At 64.7% G+C, this 20,758-nt stretch carries 21 protein-coding genes and 1 tRNA gene; 13 read left to right on the top strand and 9 right to left on the bottom strand.

Annotated features, from left to right (window positions below):
• The first annotated feature begins 114 nt into the window (after nt 1-114).
• Both R5R73_RS03890 and R5R73_RS03885 read left to right on the top strand, forming a co-directional pair.
• Entirely contained in the window at nt 115-2,883 is a 2,769-nt protein-coding gene (locus tag R5R73_RS03890; protein ID WP_322528846.1) for a DUF349 domain-containing protein, read from the top strand.
• Between the two features lie 28 nt (nt 2,884-2,911).
• Nucleotides 2,912-2,988, top strand: a tRNA-Met gene (locus R5R73_RS03885).
• 215 nt (nt 2,989-3,203) lie between these two features.
• On the opposite strand, the gene R5R73_RS03880 is transcribed toward R5R73_RS03885, so the two are convergent.
• Entirely contained in the window at nt 3,204-4,010 is an 807-nt protein-coding gene (locus R5R73_RS03880; RefSeq protein WP_322528845.1) for a DUF3750 domain-containing protein, read from the bottom strand.
• Nucleotides 4,011-4,112: 102 nt separating this feature from the next.
• Here R5R73_RS03880 and R5R73_RS03875 point away from each other — a divergent pair, with 102 nt between their 5' ends.
• Complete coding sequence (locus tag R5R73_RS03875; RefSeq protein ID WP_322528844.1) at nt 4,113-5,048, top strand: tetratricopeptide repeat protein; 936 nt, start codon at nt 4,113-4,115, stop codon at nt 5,046-5,048.
• Between the two features lie 66 nt (nt 5,049-5,114).
• Here R5R73_RS03875 and R5R73_RS03870 read toward each other — a convergent pair whose 3' ends face one another.
• Nucleotides 5,115-6,272 (bottom strand): PatB family C-S lyase, encoded by a 1,158-nt coding sequence (locus R5R73_RS03870; RefSeq protein ID WP_322528843.1) that lies wholly within the window; start codon nt 6,270-6,272, stop codon nt 5,115-5,117.
• A gap of 131 nt (nt 6,273-6,403) precedes the next feature.
• Between R5R73_RS03870 and R5R73_RS03865 the strand changes: the two genes are divergently transcribed.
• A complete protein-coding gene (locus tag R5R73_RS03865) occupies nt 6,404-6,763 on the top strand; it encodes a hypothetical protein (protein ID WP_247643263.1) in 360 nt (119 codons plus the stop codon).
• 98 nt (nt 6,764-6,861) lie between these two features.
• On the opposite strand, the gene R5R73_RS03860 is transcribed toward R5R73_RS03865, so the two are convergent.
• Together R5R73_RS03860 and R5R73_RS03855 are read right to left on the bottom strand one after the other, a co-directional pair.
• On the bottom strand, nt 6,862-7,647 hold the full coding sequence (locus R5R73_RS03860; protein WP_110632062.1) for an outer membrane protein OmpK: 786 nt from the start codon (nt 7,645-7,647) through the stop codon (nt 6,862-6,864).
• Nucleotides 7,648-7,875: 228 nt separating this feature from the next.
• On the bottom strand, nt 7,876-8,223 hold the full coding sequence (locus R5R73_RS03855) for a hypothetical protein (protein WP_322528842.1): 348 nt from the start codon (nt 8,221-8,223) through the stop codon (nt 7,876-7,878).
• Nucleotides 8,224-8,308: 85 nt separating this feature from the next.
• Here R5R73_RS03855 and ybaK point away from each other — a divergent pair, with 85 nt between their 5' ends.
• The 5 genes from ybaK to R5R73_RS03830 are packed head-to-tail and all read left to right on the top strand — an operon-like array spanning nt 8,309 to nt 11,260.
• The gene (gene ybaK, locus R5R73_RS03850; RefSeq protein ID WP_322528841.1) at nt 8,309-8,797 is read left to right on the top strand and encodes a Cys-tRNA(Pro) deacylase; all 489 of its coding nucleotides are present in this window, start codon (nt 8,309-8,311) and stop codon (nt 8,795-8,797) included.
• 8 nt (nt 8,798-8,805) lie between these two features.
• Nucleotides 8,806-9,135 (top strand): hypothetical protein, encoded by a 330-nt coding sequence (locus tag R5R73_RS03845; RefSeq protein WP_071231706.1) that lies wholly within the window; start codon nt 8,806-8,808, stop codon nt 9,133-9,135.
• On the top strand, nt 9,104-9,625 hold the full coding sequence (locus tag R5R73_RS03840) for a DUF501 domain-containing protein (RefSeq protein ID WP_322528840.1): 522 nt from the start codon (nt 9,104-9,106) through the stop codon (nt 9,623-9,625). The genes R5R73_RS03845 and R5R73_RS03840 overlap by 32 nt, the downstream gene beginning before the upstream one ends.
• A gap of 54 nt (nt 9,626-9,679) precedes the next feature.
• On the top strand, nt 9,680-10,240 hold the full coding sequence (locus R5R73_RS03835; RefSeq protein ID WP_322528839.1) for a TIGR00730 family Rossman fold protein: 561 nt from the start codon (nt 9,680-9,682) through the stop codon (nt 10,238-10,240).
• Between the two features lie 48 nt (nt 10,241-10,288).
• A complete protein-coding gene (locus tag R5R73_RS03830; protein ID WP_322528838.1) occupies nt 10,289-11,260 on the top strand; it encodes an NAD(P)H-quinone oxidoreductase in 972 nt (323 codons plus the stop codon).
• Nucleotides 11,261-11,281: 21 nt separating this feature from the next.
• On the opposite strand, the gene R5R73_RS03825 is transcribed toward R5R73_RS03830, so the two are convergent.
• Both R5R73_RS03825 and R5R73_RS03820 read right to left on the bottom strand, forming a co-directional pair.
• Entirely contained in the window at nt 11,282-11,773 is a 492-nt protein-coding gene (locus R5R73_RS03825) for a hypothetical protein (protein ID WP_256960980.1), read from the bottom strand.
• Between the two features lie 138 nt (nt 11,774-11,911).
• The gene (locus R5R73_RS03820) at nt 11,912-12,325 is read right to left on the bottom strand and encodes a tetratricopeptide repeat protein (protein WP_416221215.1); all 414 of its coding nucleotides are present in this window, start codon (nt 12,323-12,325) and stop codon (nt 11,912-11,914) included.
• Between the two features lie 452 nt (nt 12,326-12,777).
• Here R5R73_RS03820 and R5R73_RS03815 point away from each other — a divergent pair, with 452 nt between their 5' ends.
• The 3 genes from R5R73_RS03815 (at nt 12,778) to R5R73_RS03805 (ending at nt 15,663) form a co-directional block, all read left to right on the top strand.
• On the top strand, nt 12,778-13,815 hold the full coding sequence (locus R5R73_RS03815) for an NADP(H)-dependent aldo-keto reductase (RefSeq protein WP_322528837.1): 1,038 nt from the start codon (nt 12,778-12,780) through the stop codon (nt 13,813-13,815).
• Between the two features lie 56 nt (nt 13,816-13,871).
• Nucleotides 13,872-14,654 (top strand): peroxide stress protein YaaA, encoded by a 783-nt coding sequence (gene yaaA, locus R5R73_RS03810; protein ID WP_322528836.1) that lies wholly within the window; start codon nt 13,872-13,874, stop codon nt 14,652-14,654.
• A gap of 166 nt (nt 14,655-14,820) precedes the next feature.
• Nucleotides 14,821-15,663: a Tim44 domain-containing protein gene (locus R5R73_RS03805; RefSeq protein WP_322528835.1), complete on the top strand. Its 843-nt coding sequence runs from the start codon at nt 14,821-14,823 to the stop codon at nt 15,661-15,663.
• 151 nt (nt 15,664-15,814) lie between these two features.
• On the opposite strand, the gene R5R73_RS03800 is transcribed toward R5R73_RS03805, so the two are convergent.
• Complete coding sequence (locus R5R73_RS03800; protein ID WP_322528834.1) at nt 15,815-16,576, bottom strand: SDR family NAD(P)-dependent oxidoreductase; 762 nt, start codon at nt 16,574-16,576, stop codon at nt 15,815-15,817.
• A 78-nt stretch (nt 16,577-16,654) separates the two neighbouring features.
• Nucleotides 16,655-17,437 (bottom strand): sulfite exporter TauE/SafE family protein, encoded by a 783-nt coding sequence (locus R5R73_RS03795; protein ID WP_322529557.1) that lies wholly within the window; start codon nt 17,435-17,437, stop codon nt 16,655-16,657.
• A gap of 351 nt (nt 17,438-17,788) precedes the next feature.
• Between R5R73_RS03795 and R5R73_RS03790 the strand changes: the two genes are divergently transcribed.
• On the top strand, nt 17,789-19,117 hold the full coding sequence (locus tag R5R73_RS03790) for an aspartate aminotransferase family protein (RefSeq protein WP_322528833.1): 1,329 nt from the start codon (nt 17,789-17,791) through the stop codon (nt 19,115-19,117).
• Between the two features lie 82 nt (nt 19,118-19,199).
• On the opposite strand, the gene R5R73_RS03785 is transcribed toward R5R73_RS03790, so the two are convergent.
• Nucleotides 19,200-20,678, bottom strand: a complete 1,479-nt coding sequence (locus R5R73_RS03785) for a PLP-dependent aminotransferase family protein (RefSeq protein ID WP_322528832.1) — start codon at nt 20,676-20,678, stop codon at nt 19,200-19,202.
• Between the last annotated feature and the right edge of the window lie 80 nt (nt 20,679-20,758).

Below are 20,758 nucleotides of genomic sequence, written 5' to 3'. Positions count from 1 at the left end.
ATCGGGCTTTTACCGCTGGCCTTCAAATGGTTAGATAGACAGTTGCCGTCGGCGCCGCGAACTTGCGGGGTCGATCTCTGCCAGCCCCGTCGTTTTCAGGATGCCACACCGGCCATGCCAGGACTCTTTCAACGTCTGTTTTCCCCTCGCTGGCGGCACAAGGATCCCGCTGTCCGCGCCCAAGCCGCCTCTCAACTGAGCTCGGACGAGCTCGATACGCTTCGTCAGCTCGCCCAGGACGATTCCCCCCAGGTCCGCCAGGCGGCACTGGCGCGGGTACAGGATCTCGATCCGCTGCTCCAGTGGCATCGCCAGTCGCCGAGCGAAGAGTCGTTCCAGCGTCTCGTCGACCTTCTCGGCGGGCGCGTTTCGCCCAGCCCCGATCTCAATACGCGGCTGGCAAAGATCGAGCAGCTCGAGGATCTGGCACTGATCGACGCCCTGATCGGCCAGAGTGACAACCAGTCCCTGCGTCTGGCCGCGCTGGCTCGCATCGACGACGAAGCGCACCTGATCCACCACGCCAGCGAGAACAGCATCACTGCCGTGCGCCACGCCGCCGCGGAACGTGTCACCTCCCCCGACGGACTGGCGCAACTGGCCAAGCAGGCACGCCGGGACAAGCAGGTGGCCCGCCTGGCGCGTGAGCGACTGGCGCGCCTGCGTGCCGACGCCGAACAGCAGAGCCGCGAAGAAGCGGAGCGCGAGCAGCTGCTTGCAACCCTGGAAGCCCAGGCCAACCGCCCCTGGGAGCCGACCTTCGAGGCGCGCCTGAAGCACTGGGTCAAACAATGGGACGCGTTGACCAGCAACGCAGACCCAACCCAGCACGCCCGCTTCGATGCCGCGGTGACTCGCTGCCGCCAGCGCATCGCCGAACACGAGCATCAGCATCGCGAGCTCGAACGCATCCAGCGCGAAAAGTCCGAGGCGCAATCGACGCGCGAAGGCATCCTCGATGCCCTGAACCAGGCACTGAACATCGTCGCTGAAACCGAACGACTGACCCCGGAGGTCATGCAGGCGCTGCAAGGCAAGTGGCGGCTGCAGGAAGAGCGCTGGCAGGAGGTCTCGGATCGCTACGGGGTCAGCGAGTCCTTCCAGCAGCGGTACGCGGCGCTCGACCAGCAGGCCCAGACCATCTGGCAGGCCTGGGAGCGGCTGCAGGCCGAAGCCCCCGCCCTGCGCGAAGCGCTCGAGAAGGACGAGCCGCTGGCGCCGGTCCTCGAGCGCCTGGCATGGCCGCGCACGCTGCCGCCGACCGAGCTGGTGCTCGATGCCCAGCGCCAGGCAGCAGCCAGCAGGCGACAGCAAGACACGGCAGCCGCCGCCAAGACCGAAAACCATTGGTCGGACGCAGAGATCGGCGCACAGCTCGAGGCTCTGTCCGAGGAGCTCGACCAGGGCCGTTACCGCCCGGCCTCGCAGCTGCATCGCCGTCTGCGCCAGCACCTGGATTCCAGCGGGCAGTCGTTGTCGCCGGCCCAGGAGCAGGCCTACAAGCAGCAGACCGCCCGCCTGGCCGAATTGAAGGACTGGCGCGGTTTCGCCGCCGCGCCCAAGCGCGAAGCCCTGCTGGCGAACATCGAAGCGCTGGTCGAGGCCCGCGAGCAGCCGGATGCAGAGCGTCATCGTCGGCATCAGCAACTGATTCGCGACTGGCGCCAGCTTGGCGACGCTGCAGCGACCCGCGAGCTGGCCCAGCGCTTCCGCGCCGCCTCCGACGCCCTCCATGAACAGCTGGCCGAATGGGAGGCCGAGCTCGAATCGCGGGAGCAGGACAACCTCGCGGCCCGGCAGGCACTTTGCGAACAGCTCGAAGCGCTGCTGGCCCACCCTTCCGAGGATGCCGACCCGGATGGCCTGCGCCGGATTCGCGATGCCGCCCAGGAACAGTGGGATCGACACTGGCCGGTTCCGCGGCGGCAGGCCGCCTCGACCGGTCGGCATTACGCCCGCCTGCGTCGCCAGCTGCAGTCGCTGATCGACGAGCGCGCCGGTGATGTCGCGGACCACAAGCGCGAACTGGTCGAACAGGCCCGACAACTGGCGGAAGATACCGCGCCCGCCGCGCAGCGTGCCGAGCAGGCCAAGTCGCTGCAACAGCGCTGGCGCGAGCTGGGCCGAGCGCCGAAAGGCATCGAACAGACGCTGTGGCGCCAGTTCCGCAACCACTGCGACACCATTTTTGCGGCCCGCGACACCGTGCGTGGCGAACAGCAGGCACGACAGCAGCAGCGCTTCGATGACATGCAGGCACTGATCGACCGCCTGGACGCCTGGCAGCCCGCGTCCGCCGGAGAGCGCCATGTTCTCGAGTCGGCGCTGACAGAAGCGCAACGCCTGGTGCCCCTGCCCCGCAGCCGGCGCAGCGAGGGTATGGAAAAGCGCTGGCAAGGTATCGTTCACGCGCGGGAAGTCACGCTGGATCGGCTTGCGCTGGTGGAAGAAGCGAAGCAGTGGCCCGACTACCGAGCGTGGATGCGTCAGGCCGACGGCGAAGCGCTCGATATGGCCCGGCTCGACAGCGACGTACGACGAGCGCTCGAAGCCCGCGAGACTCAGCGCCAAGCGTCGTCACCGCAGCAGGCCGAAGAGCATCTGCAGCGCTGCCTGGTCCAATTGGCACTGCTGGCCGGCGACGCCATCCCCGAAGCGCTGGAACCGCTGCGCCTCGAGGTTCAGGTCGCGCGGCTCAACGACGGTCTGGGCCGGCCGCCCACGCCGCCCGAGGAGCTGCATCAGACGCTATTGCGGCTGTTGTCGGTTGCCCCGCTTACGACCGAGACCTGGGAGCGCTACGAGCCCGCTTTCGATAGCGTGATGACGCATTTGAGCCAGACAGGACATCATCACAGCGACGACAGTATTGACATCGTCTAATCCATACGTATAATACGCCTCAAGTTGATGCGGGGTGGAGCAGTCTGGTAGCTCGTCGGGCTCATAACCCGAAGGTCATCGGTTCAAATCCGGTCCCCGCTACCAAATTATTTGACCGGTGCCTTCCCCAGGCGCCGGTTTTTTTTGGTCCCTATTTTTTCCGTCAAACGCTATCCGCTTTTCTCTTTTCTTTATCCGTTTCTCTCACGACCCGTTTTGCGTTATCCATTACCCACGTGCGTGTAGGTACCGGTTCCGCCACATTATGCATATGGGTTATCCCGGATATCTGGGTCCTGTTTCGCTTTATCGCCAGATCCTCACGGAATCTCCTGCTCCACCTCTCTTTCCCCGTGGCTACCGGTCGGTTGCGCCATGCCGACCCGGCCGATGCCGGGCAGCTTGAGTGCGGGAGACTGCCAGTCGACTCCGACGGTCAGTCCCAGCACGTCGAGTTCGAATCCTTCGTCCCAGGCCAGCATGACGCCGAACAGACCGCCCAGCGACAGTTGATAGCCGGTCTGCGTCGGCGTCCTGGCGACGAACTCTCCTGGCAGGTAGTTCTTGCCGATCGCATTGGGCGGGAAGTCCACCGAGAGCTCCGGTACCTGTCGCACCACCCAGGCGATGAACGTATTGCTGTTGGGGCCGGGCCAGATACCGTAACGGTCGGGAAACGGATAGTCGGGCACGACGCGCTCGATCCCGCTGATCGCCCGCGCCGCCTTGTCGCCCCGGAGTTCGGCCAGCAGCGTCGGCGAATTGCCATACCATTGGCGATCCGGCGGCGCATAGCTGGTCTCCACCGTGGGCCGACGCCAGCTCACCACCTGATAGACGCGATAACGGCTGGCATCTTCGGCCTTGGTCGCGATCCAGGTGTGCACGCCGAACGCCCCGCGCCACTCGAAGGTGCGCGCCGCATAGACCTGAACGACTGCTTCGCGCACCTCCGCCGGATCCGGCGCCAATCCACTGGAAGAACGATCCGCATCCTGCCAGTTGGCGGACATCGGCACCTGCTGGGAAGCGAGCATGTAGGCAGGCCCCAGCAGCAGTACGATAATCAGCGTGACGGCGGCCAGCACGAACTTGAACGTGCGAGTCAGCATGCGGGACAGGTTCATCGGCAGAGAATTCCGGCGTTCTGGTCGGGAGACGGGTTGAATCGGCGTACGATGACCCACATAACACTCATCAATCTCGAATCGAACATCAAGGGTTTTCACATGGCTATCGTCGATCCCCGCACCGGACAACCGCTGACCGGCCCGGAAGAAAGCAGCCAGAATGGCGCCGGTAACAACGTTGGCCCGGAGGACGTCATCGTCGACGTCACGCTGGAGAACTTCCAGCAGGTCGTGCTCGAGGGCTCGATGCAGCATCCGGTACTGCTGCAGAGCTGGGCTTCCTGGTGCGAGCCGTGCAAGAACCTGAAGCCGGTGCTGGAGAAGCTGGCGCAGGAATACGCTGGCGCCTTCGTGCTGGCGCGGCTCGATATCGAAGCCTTTCCGCAGATCGCCTCGCAGCTAGGGGTGCGTTCGGTGCCGGACGTCAAGCTGATCTCCCAGGGCCAGCTCTACGACCAGTTCCAGGGCGCGTTGCCGGAAAAGCAGGTGCGCGAGTGGCTGGGCAAGTATCTCGAGGCACCGGCGAACGCCTCCCAGAGTCCGGAAGAGATGGCCGAGGCAGCGCTGGCCTCCGGCGATACCGAGACCGCCGAGGCGATCTATCAGGAACTGATCCAGCAGTACCCGGAGCACTACGACTACCAGATCGAGCTGGCCGGGGTGCGGGTCGCTGCCGGCCAGACCGCTGACGCCAAACAGATCCTCGACAACCTGCCGCCGGAACACCGCGATGCGGCCAAAGCACGCGGCGTGCGGGCACGCATCGAGTTTGGCGAGGAAGCCTTGAGCCAGGCCGATATCGACGCCCTGGGCGAGCGTGACGACAGCGAAGCGCAGTATCAGCGCGCCATGCGTCAGATCGCCGATGGCCAGTACGAGGCCGGACTCGAAGCGCTACTGGCCGTCATGAAGCGCGATCGCGCCTACGGCGAGGACGCGGCGCGCAAGACGCTGCTGCGGGTATTCGATGCGCTGGGCGCCGAACACCCGCTGACCGTCACCTACCGCCGTCGCCTGTTCGCCATGCTCTACTGATCGACGTCGATCCGCGTGATGCCGCTAACGCCCGGCCCGAGTGAAAGCTCGCGCCGGGCGTTTTCGTCAGGCCGGCTCGGCCAGCAACCGGTCCAGACGCAGCAACGCTTCCTCCAGCCAGCTTCGCGGCATGCCGAAGTTGAGCCTGACGAAACCGGGCCAGCCGAAGTCGGCACCATCGGAAAGCGCCACGCGTGCCTCTTCCAGCAAACGCTGCTGCGGCGACTCGGCCAGTGCGCTCCGGCGCAGATCCAGCCAGGCCAGATAGGTCGCTTCCGGTGTCGACAGGGTCACGTTCGGCCAGCGCGAGACATGCGCTTCCACCAGGGCCAGGTTGTCCCGTAGCTCGCCCAGCAACGCCTGGCGCCACGCCTCGCACTCGGCGTAGGCGGCTTGCGACGCGCTCAGGCCGAGCACGTTGACGCTGGGTAGCAGGCCGGCAGCGGCAGACTGGAATCGCTGGCGTAGATCGTCGTCGGCGATGATGGCGCAGGCGGAAGAGAGCCCCGCGATGTTGAACGTCTTGGAGGGCGCCCACAGCGTGATCAGACGATCCTCCAATTCCGGACACAGCTGACCCAGCGGCCGATGAGAGACCGAAGGATCGAGGATCAGATCGCAGTGCAGCTCGTCGGACACCACGATCAGATCGTGACGCACGGCAAGCTCCGCCAGCCCCTTGAGTTCCTCGGCATTCCACACGCGCCCGGTGGGGTTGTGGGGGTGGCACCACAGCAGTACGCGGGTATTGGGCTGGATCGCCGCCTCCAGCGCCTCGAGATCGAGCCGCCAGGGCTCGCCAGGCGCGGCGGGCTCGGCCAGCGCGAATGTCTGTGCTTCACGTCCGGTATTTCTGGCGACACTCAGAAACGGCGGATAGATCGGGGTGGCAGTGAGCACGCCCTGCCCCGGTTCGCTGAATGCCATCGCCGCCAGATTGAGCGCCGGCACCACGCCGGGCACCCATAGCTGCCACGCTTTCTCGATCTGCCAGTCGTAGTGGTCACGGCTCCAGTCGCAAAGGGTTTGCTTCAACGCCGCGGACACGTCACCGTAGCCGAAGACACCGTGCGCGACGCGTGACTCGAGTGCCGATATGACCGCCGGCGGCGAGCGAAAATCCATATCGGCAACCCACAGGGGCAGGACGTCTTCGTCGTATTGCAGCCACTTCTTGGTGGCGTGCTGGCGGCGATCGATACGCGTGGCAAAATCGAAGTTCACGATAGTGATCTCATCATCGAAATGGATGGACGAATATGTGCGAGCGGCCTGACGTGCCTGACAACGCTTCTCCCCGACCGTTCTACGCTCGGGTGCTGGCCGGCAATTCGAAGCTGGTCGGCCACTGGCTGATGCTGGGGCAGGCCGATCCCGACCGTCTGGCCCTGATTCTGGCCGATACGGCGCGCATCGCCAAATTGGGAGAGCCGGAGTCGACACCGGACGGCGCCACGCTGACCCACTGGAGCGGTGACGCCACGCCGCCGCGCTGGGCTGCCAGAACGGCACTGTTCCTGCTGGTGCAGATGCCGGCCCGGCCCCTGCCCCGCGACGACGACGAGGCCTGCGCCTGGGCTTACTGCTGGCTGCACAATCGGGACTTCGACGCCTTCGAGACGGCGCGCGACGCGCTGCCCGAACATCTGCGCGAACGCCTCGCCGCACCGCTGGCCGAAGCGTGGCACGACTATCGCGGGCTGCGCCTGGTCTGACCTGCCAGGCCCGGCGCGAGCCATGCCATGACTCGCTGGTGCCGTTCAGTATCAGCCCGAGTCAGGCCGCAGGGCACGCTGACATGAACAGACGGAGGTCAGAGGTTGTACTTGACGAGAAGACTCGCGGTGTTCTGGTCGGTATCGAAAGCCGTGCTGTTCTCGATCCCGTACTTGTCGCTCCAGTAGTCGTACTCCAGACCGACATAGAGCTTCTTCTGAGACCAGTGCATCGCCTTTCCAAGGTCGTACTTGATCTGCGGGTTGACGTGCAGGTTGGCGTGGTAGCTATCATCGTTGTCCACCACCCAGTCGATGTAACCATCGATCAGAAAATCCGATTCTCCCGCCGGGATCGTCACCGACCATACCGGCGTGATCTGCCAGGTATCACCATCACGATCCCCATCCGGGTCGCGGTGATAGACGTTGATCTGAGCATAGTCGAAACCGGGAATCGTCAGATCCACGCCCAGCCCCAGCAAGGTCGTTTCCACGTCTCCTTCGCCAAACTCGCGGGTCCCCGCCAGCAGCACATCACTGATGGGGCCCAGTCGGAAGGACTGGTCGAATATCTTGTTGAAAGAGAGACGTGGCGTGAATTCGCCGTAATAGGTATTGCTGCCGTTGGTGGCGGATTCTTCGCCGTTGTAGAAAATCTTGTCGACGAAGATGAACAGATCCCCTGCTGTCCAGCTACTGGCATGCTCGAAAGTTACCGTCTGCTGCGTCGACGGATCGACTTCGAAATTCTGCCCGTACAAGTAGGTCAGGCTATTGCCTTGCCACAGAATCGGACTATCGGCCGAAGCCTCACCGGCCACACCAAGGGCCGCCCCTGCAATCACGCCAATGGCGACAGCGCTCCGTCCCAAGCCTTTCATTCCACCTTGCTCCTTTCTCATGGATCGCTCTCTGGCGCTTGAACTCGAGGTCACGAAGACCCGGAAGCAGCAGAAGCAAAAGGTGTGCCAGCCTGTTGTTTTTGTATACAAAACAACAGGAGCGCAGCGAAACATAGGCGCCCTGGTTACTTGGGCGTTTTTCTAACGCACTGTTTCAATTCAGGTCTCTCTCCAAACCTGACCGATTGCACAAGTTTGAGGCGGGTTTCAGGAACGACGACGCCTGGCCTGACGCTTGGGAATGAAGCCGTCCGGCTTGGTTGCCAGCCACTCGACAAAGGCGCGAATATCGGGATGCGACAGCAGCGCTTCGCGGCTTGCATAATGGTCGGCCAGCTCGCGCTCGCCCAATGTCCGGTGAAGATGGGAATGGCACGGTCGGCAGACCCGGAGAATGGCCGTCTGCATCAGATCGCGGCCAAGGCGCTTGCGATAGCGCGGTTTGCGGTGCAACGTTCTGGGAGTGAGATGATGACGCGTCAACGGCGCGGCACGTCCGCACAGCGCGCAACGCTCGGTTACCTCGTAGTCCGCTATCTCGTCGTCAGTCACCATCGATAAGGAGTCTCCATCACGTGGTCAGCTTAGAAACGTCGCCGGGTTTTCCGCAACCTGCCTCGACCGGCACGGGAATCGCGCCATGACGCCCGCGATCCGCCTGCTGGAATCCCGGGGAATTGCCCATGAGGTCACCAGCTACGAACTGGGTAGTGAATCGGAGGCGGCTTCCCGCAATTCCTATGGCCTCGACGCCGCCCAGGCGCTGTCGCTGCCGCCTGCCAGTGTATTCAAGACACTGCTCGCCCAGCTCGACGACGGGCGTCTGGTGGTCGCCCTGGTGCCTGTCGATGCCACGCTGGATCTCAAGGCGCTGGCCAAGGCCGCCGGTGCGCGCAAGGCGCGCATGGCCGAAGCCCCGGTGGCCGAGCGCACCACCGGCTACCTGGTGGGCGGCATCAGCCCGCTGGGCCAGAAGAAACGTCTGCCGACCTTCATCGACGAGAGCGCCAGCGCCATGGAGACGATGCACGTCAGCGGTGGCCGGCGCGGGCTGGAACTGTCGCTGGCACCCGGCGACCTGATCGCCCTGACCGCAGCTCGTACTGCGGCGCTGGCCCGGCGCGGTTGATCCTTCGCATGTCGATAGACTTCGACCTGTGGATCGATCCCGACGATCTCGATCGCCATCGTGCCGTCGAGCGGGCGCTGGAGCACTACTTCATGGAGCGCCTGGCCGACTACCCGCATCTGCGTTTGCCGGGTCCCGATCCCTACGACTATGATGCGCCGTTCAATCGACTGCACGCCGTGCTGGTCGAGCGCGCCCGCGACTACCTGCTGCGCGACTATTTCTACTCGCCCACGCCGATGCAGCTGAGCCAGGCCTTCTATCGCGCCGTGGCTCGTTCCAACAAGGTCATACTGGATTCCTCCCATGGTGATTCACACCAATCAGATACCGACTGACGCCCAACTGGCGATCATCACCGAACAGCTGGGCCGCCCGCCCCGAGGTCTCGAAGCGGTTGCCGCCACCGACAGTCGTGGCCGCCCGCTGGTCCTGCGCATGGCGCCGATCGTCGACGATGCGCCCTTCCCGACGCTCTACTGGCTCTCCTGCGAGCGTCTCAAGGTGGTGCTGTCGCGCCTGGAGGCCAGTGGCGTGATCAAGGAGCTGGAAGCCCGGCTGCAGCAGGACCCGGAATGGATGGCCAGTTACCACCAGAGCCATGCCGATTACGTGCGCCAGCGCTGGGATTTCATGACCGACGCACAGCGCGAGGCGGTGGAGCAGCGCGGCTACACCCAACTGATGCGCGAGCGCGGCGTCGGCGGGATCACCAACTGGGATCAGGTGCGCTGCCTGCATACGCAGTATGCGCACCATCTCTGCGGCGACAACGCCATCGGCCGCTGGCTCGATGCAGAGCATGACGTCGCCGCCAGCATTCCGTGATGGCCGGGAATCCTTCGTCCTCTCTTCCATTATTCGTTTTCCAGGAGCGATAGCGTGCAAATCTGTGTTTATCTGGGCTCGCGTGAAGGTAACGATCCGCGTTTCGCCGCAGCGACGGACGCACTCGGCGCGGCGATCGCCAGACGCGGCTGGGGGCTGGTCTACGGCGGCGCCCGCAATGGCCTGATGGGCCGGCTGGCCAATGCCTGTCTCGCCGAAGGCGGTGAAGTGATCGGTGTGATGCCTGAACATCTCGTCCAGCGCGAAGTCTCGCACCATGGCCTGACCCGGCTGATCCGGGTCGACAACATGCACGAACGCAAGGCTGCCATGGCCGCGCATGCCGATGCCTTCATCGCCCTGCCCGGCGGTATCGGCACGCTGGAGGAGCTGTTCGAGATCTGGACCTGGCGCTACCTCGACCTGCACGGCAAGCCGATCGGCGTGCTCAATGTCGCTGATTTCTACTCGCCGCTGCTGACCTTCCTCGACACCACCGTCGAACACGGCTTTCTCGATGTCACCACCCGCCGCATGCTGTTCGCCGAAGCCAATATCGAAACCCTGCTGGACCGCCTGGCCGAAGATGCCAGACTGAGAAATCACGACGCTTGAACGACGCGGTTCGAGCACCGGTAACGTAACCCTCAAGGAGGATTGGGAATGCATGCCATCGCCATCGAAGACAACCGGATGATCTGGCGCGAACACGACGACCTCGGCTCTCTGGGCGCCAGCGACGTGCGGATCGATGTGGCCTGGGCGGGAATGAACCGCGCCGACCTGATGCAGCGCGGCGGCAACTATCCGCCGCCGCCGGGAGAATCCGAGATTCCGGGATTGGAAGTCAGTGGCACCATCAGCGAAGTCGGCAAGGGCGTGGAGCGCTTCCGCAAGGGCGATCGAGTCTGCGCCCTGCTGGCCGGCGGCGGCTATGCCGAGCAGGTCGTGGTCAACGAAGCGCAGGTTCTGCCCATCCCCCAGGGCCTGGGGCTACGTGAAGCCGCCGCGCTGCCGGAAGTCTTCGCGACCGCCTGGCTCAATCTCTACATGGAAGGGGCGGTTCAGACCGGCCAGCGCGTCCTGCTGCACGCTGCCGCCAGCGGCGTGGGCACGGCGGCGATCCAGCTCTGCCGCGTGTTCGGCAACCCCTGTTTCGTGACCGCCGGCAGCGCCGACAAGCTGGAAACCTGTTACCGGCTGGGCGCTGATGCCGGCTGGAACCGGCACGACGGCAGCTTCGTCGAGGCGGTCAAGAACTGGGGCGGTGCCGACATGATTCTCGATCCGGTGGGAGGCGACTACATCGCTCAGGACCTGGCCGTGCTGAACGCCGATGGCCGACTGGTTCTCATCGGTCTGATGGGCGGCGTGGAAGCGCAGATCAACCTGGGTCGCATGCTGGTCAAGCGTCAGCGCCTGATCGGTTCGACCCTGCGTTCCCGCTCGACGAAGGCCAAGGGTGCGATTCTCGACGCGCTGTATGCGCACGTCTGGCCCAAACTGACCAGCGGAGAGATCAAGCCGCTGATTGCCAGCACCTGGTCGATTCAGGAAGCCGAAACCGCCATGCAGCATCTTTCCGACAACGCCAATATCGGCAAGCTGCTGCTGAGCGTCAGCGGTGAAGGCTAGATCCGGAAGTCGAGCGGGGGGCTACTTGGCGTTTAGCGTCTCGGCATAGGTCAGCTGCAGCAGGCGGGCATCGTCGCCGGCGCGATGCCGGCGGATTTCATGCGCTTCGGCGAGTCGCGCCTTGGTGTCGGCCCAGCATTCGGTCTGCGCCTCGCTCAGCAGACGCCGCAGCGCCTCCAGTCGAAATCGCGGCAGCATCCCCGCCTGATCGAACAGCAGCGACAACCAGGTGTTGTCGTAGCCCCAGCTGTCGCTGTAGGCGATCCCCGCCGATGCCAATTCGTCGTTGAGCCAGCGGGCGATCTCGATGGGAGGATGCCCCTCGCGAATCAGACGAGCGCGGGATATCCCGTGCAGCAGTTCCGCCTTGGGATCCCAGTGCGTCCACTCCCGTACCGGCTGAATCAGGAATGCACAGCGGCTGCCATCGGCACGGGCCAGGCCGATCTCGATGGGATAACTGCCACGGCCAAAGCCGGATGCTTCGATGTCTAGCAGGGTGGGCAGCAACACGTTGCGGGCTCCCTCTCCATGATGCCGTCTCATCTTGCGACGCCGATGAGGCATCATCATGACAGCGTTGGGGCGTAACTTCACCCCGACACCGTGACGATGGCGGGGTACGCAGGATGCGCCGACGGTTGCGGGCTCTCAGTGCGTGGCGAGCGCGACGGGCGTCTCGCCGTTGGGACCATCTTCAGCCAGATTGCGCGCCCAGCGCTGCCATTCATCCGCGCGGGCGGGGTCGTGCGGCAAGCCGAGCTCGCCGCGACGATACGCATCGGCCAGGCGCTCCGCGGCCCGAACATGACCATTCTCGCCGGCGCGAGCGTACCAGGTCACCGCATGGTGAACGCTGGGCTGATACTGCGAGCAACCCAGCTCGTAGATGCGGCCGGCCTGGTACTGGGCGTGACGGTCGCCCTGCTGTGCCGCCTGCAGCACGTAGCGCGCGCCGGTCGACTTGTCCCTCGGGGATATCCCGCGGTGCATCAGCACTCGGCCGTAGAGCGAGCGAGCCGGCACATGGCCAGCATCGGCACAGCGCTTGAACCAGCGCAACATCAGGCGCTGCTTGCTCGGCGAGCGTGTCATCCAGCGCGTATGGCTAAGCTGCGTCGCCAGATGAAACTCGAAACGCGTAAAGAAAGAAAACGTCTGTGGCATAACTGACAGTGACCCTGGAAACTGGGACCCATTGACGGTCCGAACTACCGTGTCGATCTGGACGCTCTTGTTCTCTATTGCCGCAACACCTACTACATTGCCGCAACACCTACTACCGCAACGTCAGGCAACGCTCTATGGCGCGTCGGAATCGACCTTTCACAGGCGCACTCGGCCGGGGGGCCGGGCGGCGAAAGGCCGCAAGAATACGCCTGCCCGGCCAGCGACTCAACCCCCGGCTTCCAGGCCCGGTTTGCCGCCTCACGACGGCGCCAGTAACATACGATTTTCAGCCCGTTTTTCGTCCCCATGGTTTGTCTCGATCGGGCCATTTCAACCTGGAGTGCAACATGCAGCGACGCCCCTTAGGCAAGACCGACATGCAGGTTTCGCGCCTGTGTCTCGGCACGATGACGTTCGGCGAACAGAACACCGAAGCCGAAGCGCACGAACAGCTCGACCGCGCCATCGCCGCCGACATCAATTTCATCGACGCCGCCGAGATGTATCCGGTGCCGCCGAAGCCCGAGACGCAGGGCCGCACCGAAGCCTATATCGGCAGCTGGCTGCAAAAACGTGGCAAGCGCGACGACCTGATCATCGCCAGCAAGGCGGCGGGTGCCGGACGTGGCATGGAACACCTGCGGGGCGGGCCGCGGCATACCCGCGAGCAGATCCACCAGGCCCTGGACGCAAGCCTGAAGCGCCTGCAGACCGACTACCTCGACCTCTATCAGCTCCACTGGCCCGATCGTCACGTCAACTGCTTCGGTCAGCTGGGCTACCTGCCGGGCGACGACAGCGATGCCACGCCGCTGGAAGAGACTCTCGGCGCGCTGAAGGATGCCGTCGATGCCGGCAAGATCCGCGCCATCGGGCTTTCCAACGACACCCCCTGGGGCGTCATGCGCTGCCTGCATCTGGCCGATACCCAGGGCCTGCCGCGCGTCGCCAGCGTCCAGAACCCCTACAACCTGCTCAACCGCAGCTTCGAAGTGGGCCTTTCCGAAATCGCCCATCGCGAAGACGTCGGCCTGCTGGCCTACTCGCCGCTGGCGTTCGGCGTGCTCTCGGGGAAATATCTCGACGGCCAGAAGCCGCCCAAGGGCCGCCTGACCCTGTTCGAGCGCTTCTCCCGCTATACCTCCGAGCTGGCCGAGGAAGCGACCCGAGCCTACGTCGACATCGCCCGCGAGCACGGCCTGGACCCGGCCCAGATGGCACTGGCCTACGTGACCTCACGACCGTTCGTGACCAGCAACATCATCGGTGCGACCACCCTCGAACAGCTCGATGCCAACATCGCCAGCGACTCGCTCGAACTCTCCGACGACGTGCTCGACGCGATCGAAGCGGTGCACCGAAGAATCTCCAACCCCTGCCCCTGACGCCCGCCAGCGACGGCAGTCGATAACGCAACGTTTCCCATACGGATAAGCGCGCCATGCTCAGCATCATCTCTCCGGCCAAGACGCTGGACTTCGAAACGCCCTCGTCGACACGGGACGTCACCCAACCCGACTATCTCGATCAGAGTCGGGCACTGATCGAGATCCTGCGCGGCTACTCACCCCAGCAGCTGTCGGAACTGATGGGCATTAGCGACAAGCTGGCCGGACTCAACGCGGCGCGCTATGCCGAGTGGCAGACGCCGTTCTCGATGGACAACGCCAAGCCCGCGGCACAGGCCTTCCAGGGCGACGTCTACGTCGGTCTGGAAGCCGCCACCTTCAGCGACGCCGACAACGCCTTCGCGCAGGATCACCTGCGGATTCTGTCCGGCCTCTACGGCATGCTGCGACCGCTGGATCTGATCCAGCCCTATCGCCTGGAAATGGGCATCCGGCTGGAGAACGCCGCAGGCAAGGACCTGTACGCCTACTGGCAGGACCGGCTGACCCGGGATCTGGACGCGGCGGTCGCCGCCAGCGGCAGTTCGACTCTGGTCAACCTCGCCTCCAACGAGTACAGCAAGGCCATCGATTTCAAGCAGCTCGAGGCCGATGTCGTCTCCCCGGTGTTCAGAGACGAGAAGAACGGCCAGTTCAAGATCATCAGCTTCTATGCCAAGAAGGCCCGGGGGCTGATGGCGGCCTGGCTGATACGCGAACGGGTCGAGAAGCCTTCAGCTCTGACCGAATTCGACGTGGCCGGCTACCGATACTCGCCGGAAGAGTCGAAGTCGGACAAGCCGGTTTTCCGCCGTCGCGAGCAGGATCGTGACTAGACCAGGCGACTAGACTCGATAGACGCGACTAAAGAAGCAGCCCGGGCCTCCCGGCATTCAGCTTCCATTCATGACGATCTGCGATAATGCTCGCAGCAACGAGTGCGCCCGAACGGTGCCATGCAGGTCCGTCACTCGTCCAGGACAACGATTTCAGGAGAAAGCCATGCGACATCTGCTCGTCATGATTATGGTCGGCCTGCTCGGCTTCAGCGCCGCGGTCGACCACGCCGAGGCGCGCCGTCTCGGTGGCGGCAAGAGTTTCGGTTCCTACTCGCGCTCGGTCCAGCAACCGACGCCGACCACCACGCGCAGCAACGCCTCGGCGCCGCCACGTCAGCCTAGCGCCGGACTCTCCCGCTTCGCCGGTCCGCTGGCCGGGATGCTGGCCGGCGGCCTGCTGGCATCGCTGTTCTTCGGCGGCGCCTTCGACGGCTTCCGGATGCTCGACATGCTGCTGATCGCGCTGGTGGCGTTCATCGCCTTCCGGCTCATTGCGGGCCGTCGGCGGCATGCGACGGCCGGCCATCGCGATGGCGGCCAGCCCAACGGCACGACGCGGGAAGACAACAGTGCCCAGCCGACGCCGTTCATGGGCGGCAACGCCACGGGAACGCACACCGGCGGCATCGCCACCGAACCGGCCTGGTTCGATCGCGAGCGCTTCCTGACCGGTGCCAAGGAGCACTTCACTACGCTCCAGCGCGCCTGGGACAACAATGACCTCAGCCAGATTCAGGAGTACGTCACGCCTGAGCTCTACAACCTGCTGAAAGCGGAACGCATGGCGCAGCCGGCCAACAACCGCACCGAGATCGTGCGCCTGTTCGCCGAACTGGGCAGCGTGCAGGAGGTCAAGGACGAGGCCGAAGCGACGGTCCTGTTCCATGGCGTGCTCGACGAAAACGGCGAAGAGACCGAGTTCAACGAAACCTGGCACCTCAAGCGCTCCCTGCGTGACGGCGCGCCCTGGTACGTTCAGGGGATCGAACAGAACCCCACGGCCTGAGTTGGCACCCGGCGTCTCGGCACGACTGACGCCAAGGCACCGGGACCAGCGCTGACAAAAGCCGCTTGAAAGGAAAGGCCCGAGCCTGTCGTCGACAGGCTCGGGCCTTTTTCATGCCGCCACCGCTATCGCTGCGCGGCTCGGACCGCCATCAATCGTCGCGATCGATAGCGAAGGCCGACCAGGCCTGGCGCGTGGGCATCACTTCCAGGCGGTTGAAGTTGATGTGCGCCGGCAATGTCGAGATGTAGAACATCTGCTCGGCGATGTCCTCGGCGGTCAGCGCCGTGGTACCACGATAGAGATTGTCGGATGCCGTCTGATCGCCGCCGGTGCGCACCAGGGTGAACTCGGTTTCGGCAATACCCGGCGCCAGATCGGTCACCCGCACGCCGGTCCCCAGCAGGTCGCAGCGCAGGTTGTAGCTGAACTGCTTGACGAACGACTTGGAAGCCCCATAGACGTGGCTGCCCGGATAGGGCCACTGACCGGCGATGGAGCCCACGTTGATGATCGTGGCACCCTCACCGACTTCGATCAGCGTCGGCAGCAGCGCGTGGGTCACGTTGACCAGACCGGTCACGTTGGTGTCGATCATGGTGTGCCAGTCCTTGAGCGCGACTTCCTGTGCCGGCTGGGGCGCCAGCGCCAGGCCAGCGTTGTTGACCAGCGTGCGCACGCGTTTGAAACCCTCCGGCAGCGTATCGACGGCCTGCTGCACGGCCGCATCGTCGCGCACGTCGAGCACGATGGTGTGAACTGCCACCTTGTCAGCCAGTTCGGCCTTCAGCGCCTCCAGGCGCTCGCCACGGCGGCCGGACAGCACCAGCGACCAGCCGGCTTCGGCGAAACGATGGGCAGCCGCACGGCCGAACCCGGAAGTGGCCCCGGTGATGAAAACGACATCGCTCACAGTATTTCTCCTCGTCAGACTTCGATGGCCGAGCGACAGTCAGCGCTCGACGCTGTGTACCCGTTGGCGAAACGGGGCCTAACCATAGCCGGCTTCACGGGCCAGCACCCACACCGACAGCGCGATCAGCAGCGGCGCCACGGTGACTTTCATCGAACGTGGCTTCGAGCGTTCGAAAGCCCACTGTCCCAGCGCATTGCCGATCAGGGCAGGCACCAGCAGCCAGGCTCCGCGGAGCAGCGTCTCCCGTCCGAGTTCGCCCGCCAGCCCCAATCCGACCAGAGAGGCCATGCTGCTGGCCGCGAAGAACACGATCGCCGTGGCCCGCAGCGTCGTCGGCCCCAGTCGCCGGTGCAGCAGATAGAGCATCAGCGGCGGCCCGCCGGACGAGGCCAGCGTCATGCACAGCCCGGAAACGCCGCCGGCCATCACGCTCGGCCAGCCGCCTCCCTTCGCGTCGCGCCCGATCGGGTCCGGCTCGACCTCGTCACTCACGGAGCGCGGATCACGCCGCAGCAACAGCGCCACGGCGCCGGCCAACGCCAGCAGGGCCACCGCGATCCGCATCGGCGTGGCCGGCAGCGTCGCCATCACGCTCACGCCGACGACGGTCGCCACCACCATCCCACACAGTAGCCGCCGAAGGCGGGGCCAGTCGGCCAGCCGGCCGGCACGCCGCCAGAGGCCGATACTGGTGACCAGGTCAAGCAGCAGCGCCAGCGGCACCGCCTCCACCGGCGGCAGGAACAGCATCAGCCCCAACGCGAGCAACATGGCAAAGCCGAACCCGCAGTAGCCTCGGACCACGCCGGCAAAACAGGCCAGTCCCACGGCCGGCCACAGCATCGGCATCGACGACATCACGCTGGCCAGCCCTCCCCTTTTCAGATCTACTCGTATCGGCTCATCCGGCGCCTCCAACTCTGGCACCGACCGGTCGACATCGAGCGAGCACCATACCCAGCCGCCCGGCCGCCGGGTAGGGCCAGTTCGGCCTCCGTATCGGGACATCTCCCATCGCTGTCACGAGCGCCGCCGAATTCTGGCTCTACGCGATCCGCCCATCGCCCCCTAGTCTTGAATCGCGTCAGTGAACGCCATCGTTCGAACGACCGTCCGGATGCGCCAGCCATCATCTCGTCAGCGTCGATGTCGATGCCGACCAGCCACCGTGAGCGCTCGTCAGCAACGCCAAACAACAGGAACCCTGCCATGACCGACACCCTCATCAACGACGTTGTTTCCAACGCGTACGTCCACCAGCTCGACCGCCAGCATGTATTCCACTCCTGGTCGTCGCAGGGCAACCTGTCGCCGATGGTGATCGCCGGTGGCAAGGGATGCCGGCTTTGGGACTACGATGGCAAGGAGTACCTGGACTTCAGCAGTCAGCTGGTCAACACCAACATCGGCCACCAGCATCCCAAGGTGATCGCCGCCATCCAGGCACAGGCGGAGCAGCTGACCACCATCGCGCCAGCCCATGCCAACCTGGCACGCGGCGAGGCGGCCAAGCGGATCCTCGAACGGGCGCCCTCCGGCTTCGGCAAGGTGTTCTTCACCAACGCCGGCGCCGATGCCAACGAAAACGCCATGCGCATGGCGCGCAGCGTGACCGGCCGCGACAAGATCCTGTCGGCCTACCGCTCCTATCACGGCAATACCGGCTCGGCCATCGTCGCCACCGGCGATCCGCGACGCGTGCCCAACGAGTTCGCCCGCGGCCACGCCCACTTCTTCAACCCCTTTCTCTACCGCAGCGATTTCTGGGCCGGCAACGAGGAAGAGGAGTGCCAGCGTGCGCTGCAGCACCTGAAGCGCGTAATCGAATGCGAAGGGCCGAACGCCATCGCCGCGATTCTGCTGGAGTCGATTCCCGGTACCGCCGGCGTGCTGATTCCCCCCAAGGGCTACATGGAAGGTGTCCGCCGGCTGGCCGATCAGTACGGCATCCTGCTGATCTTCGACGAAGTCATGGCCGGCTTCGGCCGCACCGGGCGCTGGTTCGCCCTCGAGCATTTCGGCGCCAGGCCGGATCTGATCGTGTTCGCCAAGGGCGTCAACTCCGGCTACGTGCCGGCCGGGGGCGTGATCATCTCCGACGAGATCAGCCGCCATTTCGACGACCACATGTTCTTTGGCGGCCTGACCTATTCCGGCCATCCGCTGGCCATGGCCGCCATCGTCGCCACGCTGGATGCAATGGCCGAGGAAGGCGTGGTGGAAAACGCCGAGCGCATCGGCAACGGCCCGCTGGCTGCCGGCCTGCAGCAGCTGGCACGGGATCACGCCATCGTCGGCGAAACCCGCGGCCTCGGCGTCTTCCACGCGCTGGAACTGGTCAGCGATCGCCAGACCCGGGCGCCGCTGCCGGCGGACCGGATGGGCGCGATCAAGAACGCACTGATCGCCAAGGGCCTGCTGCCGTTCGTGGTCGAGAACCGCATTCACGTCGTGCCGCCGTGCATCGTCAGCGAAGCAGAAGTCGCCGAGGGTCTGGGCATCCTCGACCAGGTGCTGGGCGAGTTTTCGGCTGGCTGAGCAGCTTAGCAAGGCAGGATGAGCGACCGGCTCTGGCCGGTCGCTGTCGTCTGGACGAACACAAGGTGTTGGCGTACGGAATCTAGCCGAACGCGCGGGCCAGCCGGGCGATGCCCGGCGCGATGCGCTCGGCGTCGATGGCACCGAATCCCAGCCGCATGTAGTTGCGCGGCGGTGCCTGGTCGAAGAAGTGCTGGAAACCAGGCTCGATCAACACGCCATGCTGCGCGGCCTGCCAGGCCAGTCGCTGGGTATCCACCGATTTAGGCGCTTCCAGCCAGAACACGCTGGCATGATCTCCACCAACCCGGCGGCAGTCGGGTAGATCCCTGCCGATGGCGGCATCCATGATCTCCCAGCGATGGCGCATCTCGTCGGCAAAGAGTCGCAGATAGCGATCGTAGTGGCCCTGGGAGAGAAACTGCGCCAACTGCTGCTGCAGACCTGAGGGCGGGTGTCGGTACATCAGTCGGCGCAATGCCCGCAACTCATCGATCAGTTCGGCATCGGCCACCACGTAGCCCAGCCGCAGGCCCGGCGACAGCGGCTTCGACAGACTGCTCATGTAGATCACGCGGGAGCCGGCCCGGCTCGCCTTCAGTGCCGGCTGGGCATGGCGATCGAAATTGACCTCGGCATCGTAGTCGTCCTCCAGCACGATCTGATCGCGGCGCTGGATCTGCTCGATCAGCGCCTCACGCCGGCGGCGGCTCATGGTCACCCCGGTCGGCCCCTGGTGGCTGGGCGTCACGTAGAGGTAGTCGCTCTTCGCCGCCGCCGCGTCCAGGCACATGCCCTCGCCATCGATGGTCTGGTAGCTCAACTGGGCGCCCTGGCGCAGGAAGACGTTGGCCGCTTCCCGGTAACCGGGATTCTCCATCGCCACCCGTGTCCGCGCGTCGAACAACAGCTGGGCGATCAGAAACAGGGCATTCTGCGAGCCGAGGGTAATCAGGATCTCGTCGCTGCGGGCATGGATGCCGCGCTTGGGCAGCACCCGGGTGCGCAGCTGTTCGACCAGCATCGGATCGTCCTGGTCGTAGCGGTCGCTCAGCCAGTGGCGTTCGCGCCGTCCGCCCAGCAGCCGGCGGGATGTCTCGCGCCACTGCTCCAGAGGAAACAGCCGGGTATCCAGTTGACCGTAGACGAAGGGAAATTCGTAGTTCATCCAGTTGCTGGGGCGCAGGACACCCTGCAGATGGCTCGGCCGATGGGTGAATCGACTGCCCCAGGATGGTGCATCCACGACCTCGTCGCGCATGCCGCGGCTCGTTTCCAGTGCATCGGGCTCATGGTAGGCATCATGCAGGTAATAGCCGCTGCGCGGTCGGCTGACCAGATAGCCGTCTTCCACCAGCCCCTCGTACACCAGCGCCACCGTGTTGCGCGAGATACCGAGCTGCAGGGACAGCTTGCGACACGAAGGCAGCGCCTCCTCGGTCGGGATCGTCCCGGTGTGGATGGCGTCCAGCAGCGCCTCGCGCAGCTGTTCCTGCAAACCGCGCCGGGTATCGAAGTCGAGATGAAAATAGTGATCGAGCATGCCGAGTTCCCGCCTCATGGCTGAACTCTGTACGCTGCAAGATTTGCGCCAGTTCCTTTCTCGTCGATCAGCTACTTCATCAACTCGCTACGCTATGC

It is taken from the genome of Salinicola sp. LHM, assembly GCF_034479735.1.
Taxonomy (GTDB): Bacteria; Pseudomonadota; Gammaproteobacteria; order Pseudomonadales; family Halomonadaceae; genus Salinicola; species Salinicola salarius.
Note: the sequence above shows the minus strand (reverse complement) of the source record. Positions and strands in the feature narration are given on the sequence as shown.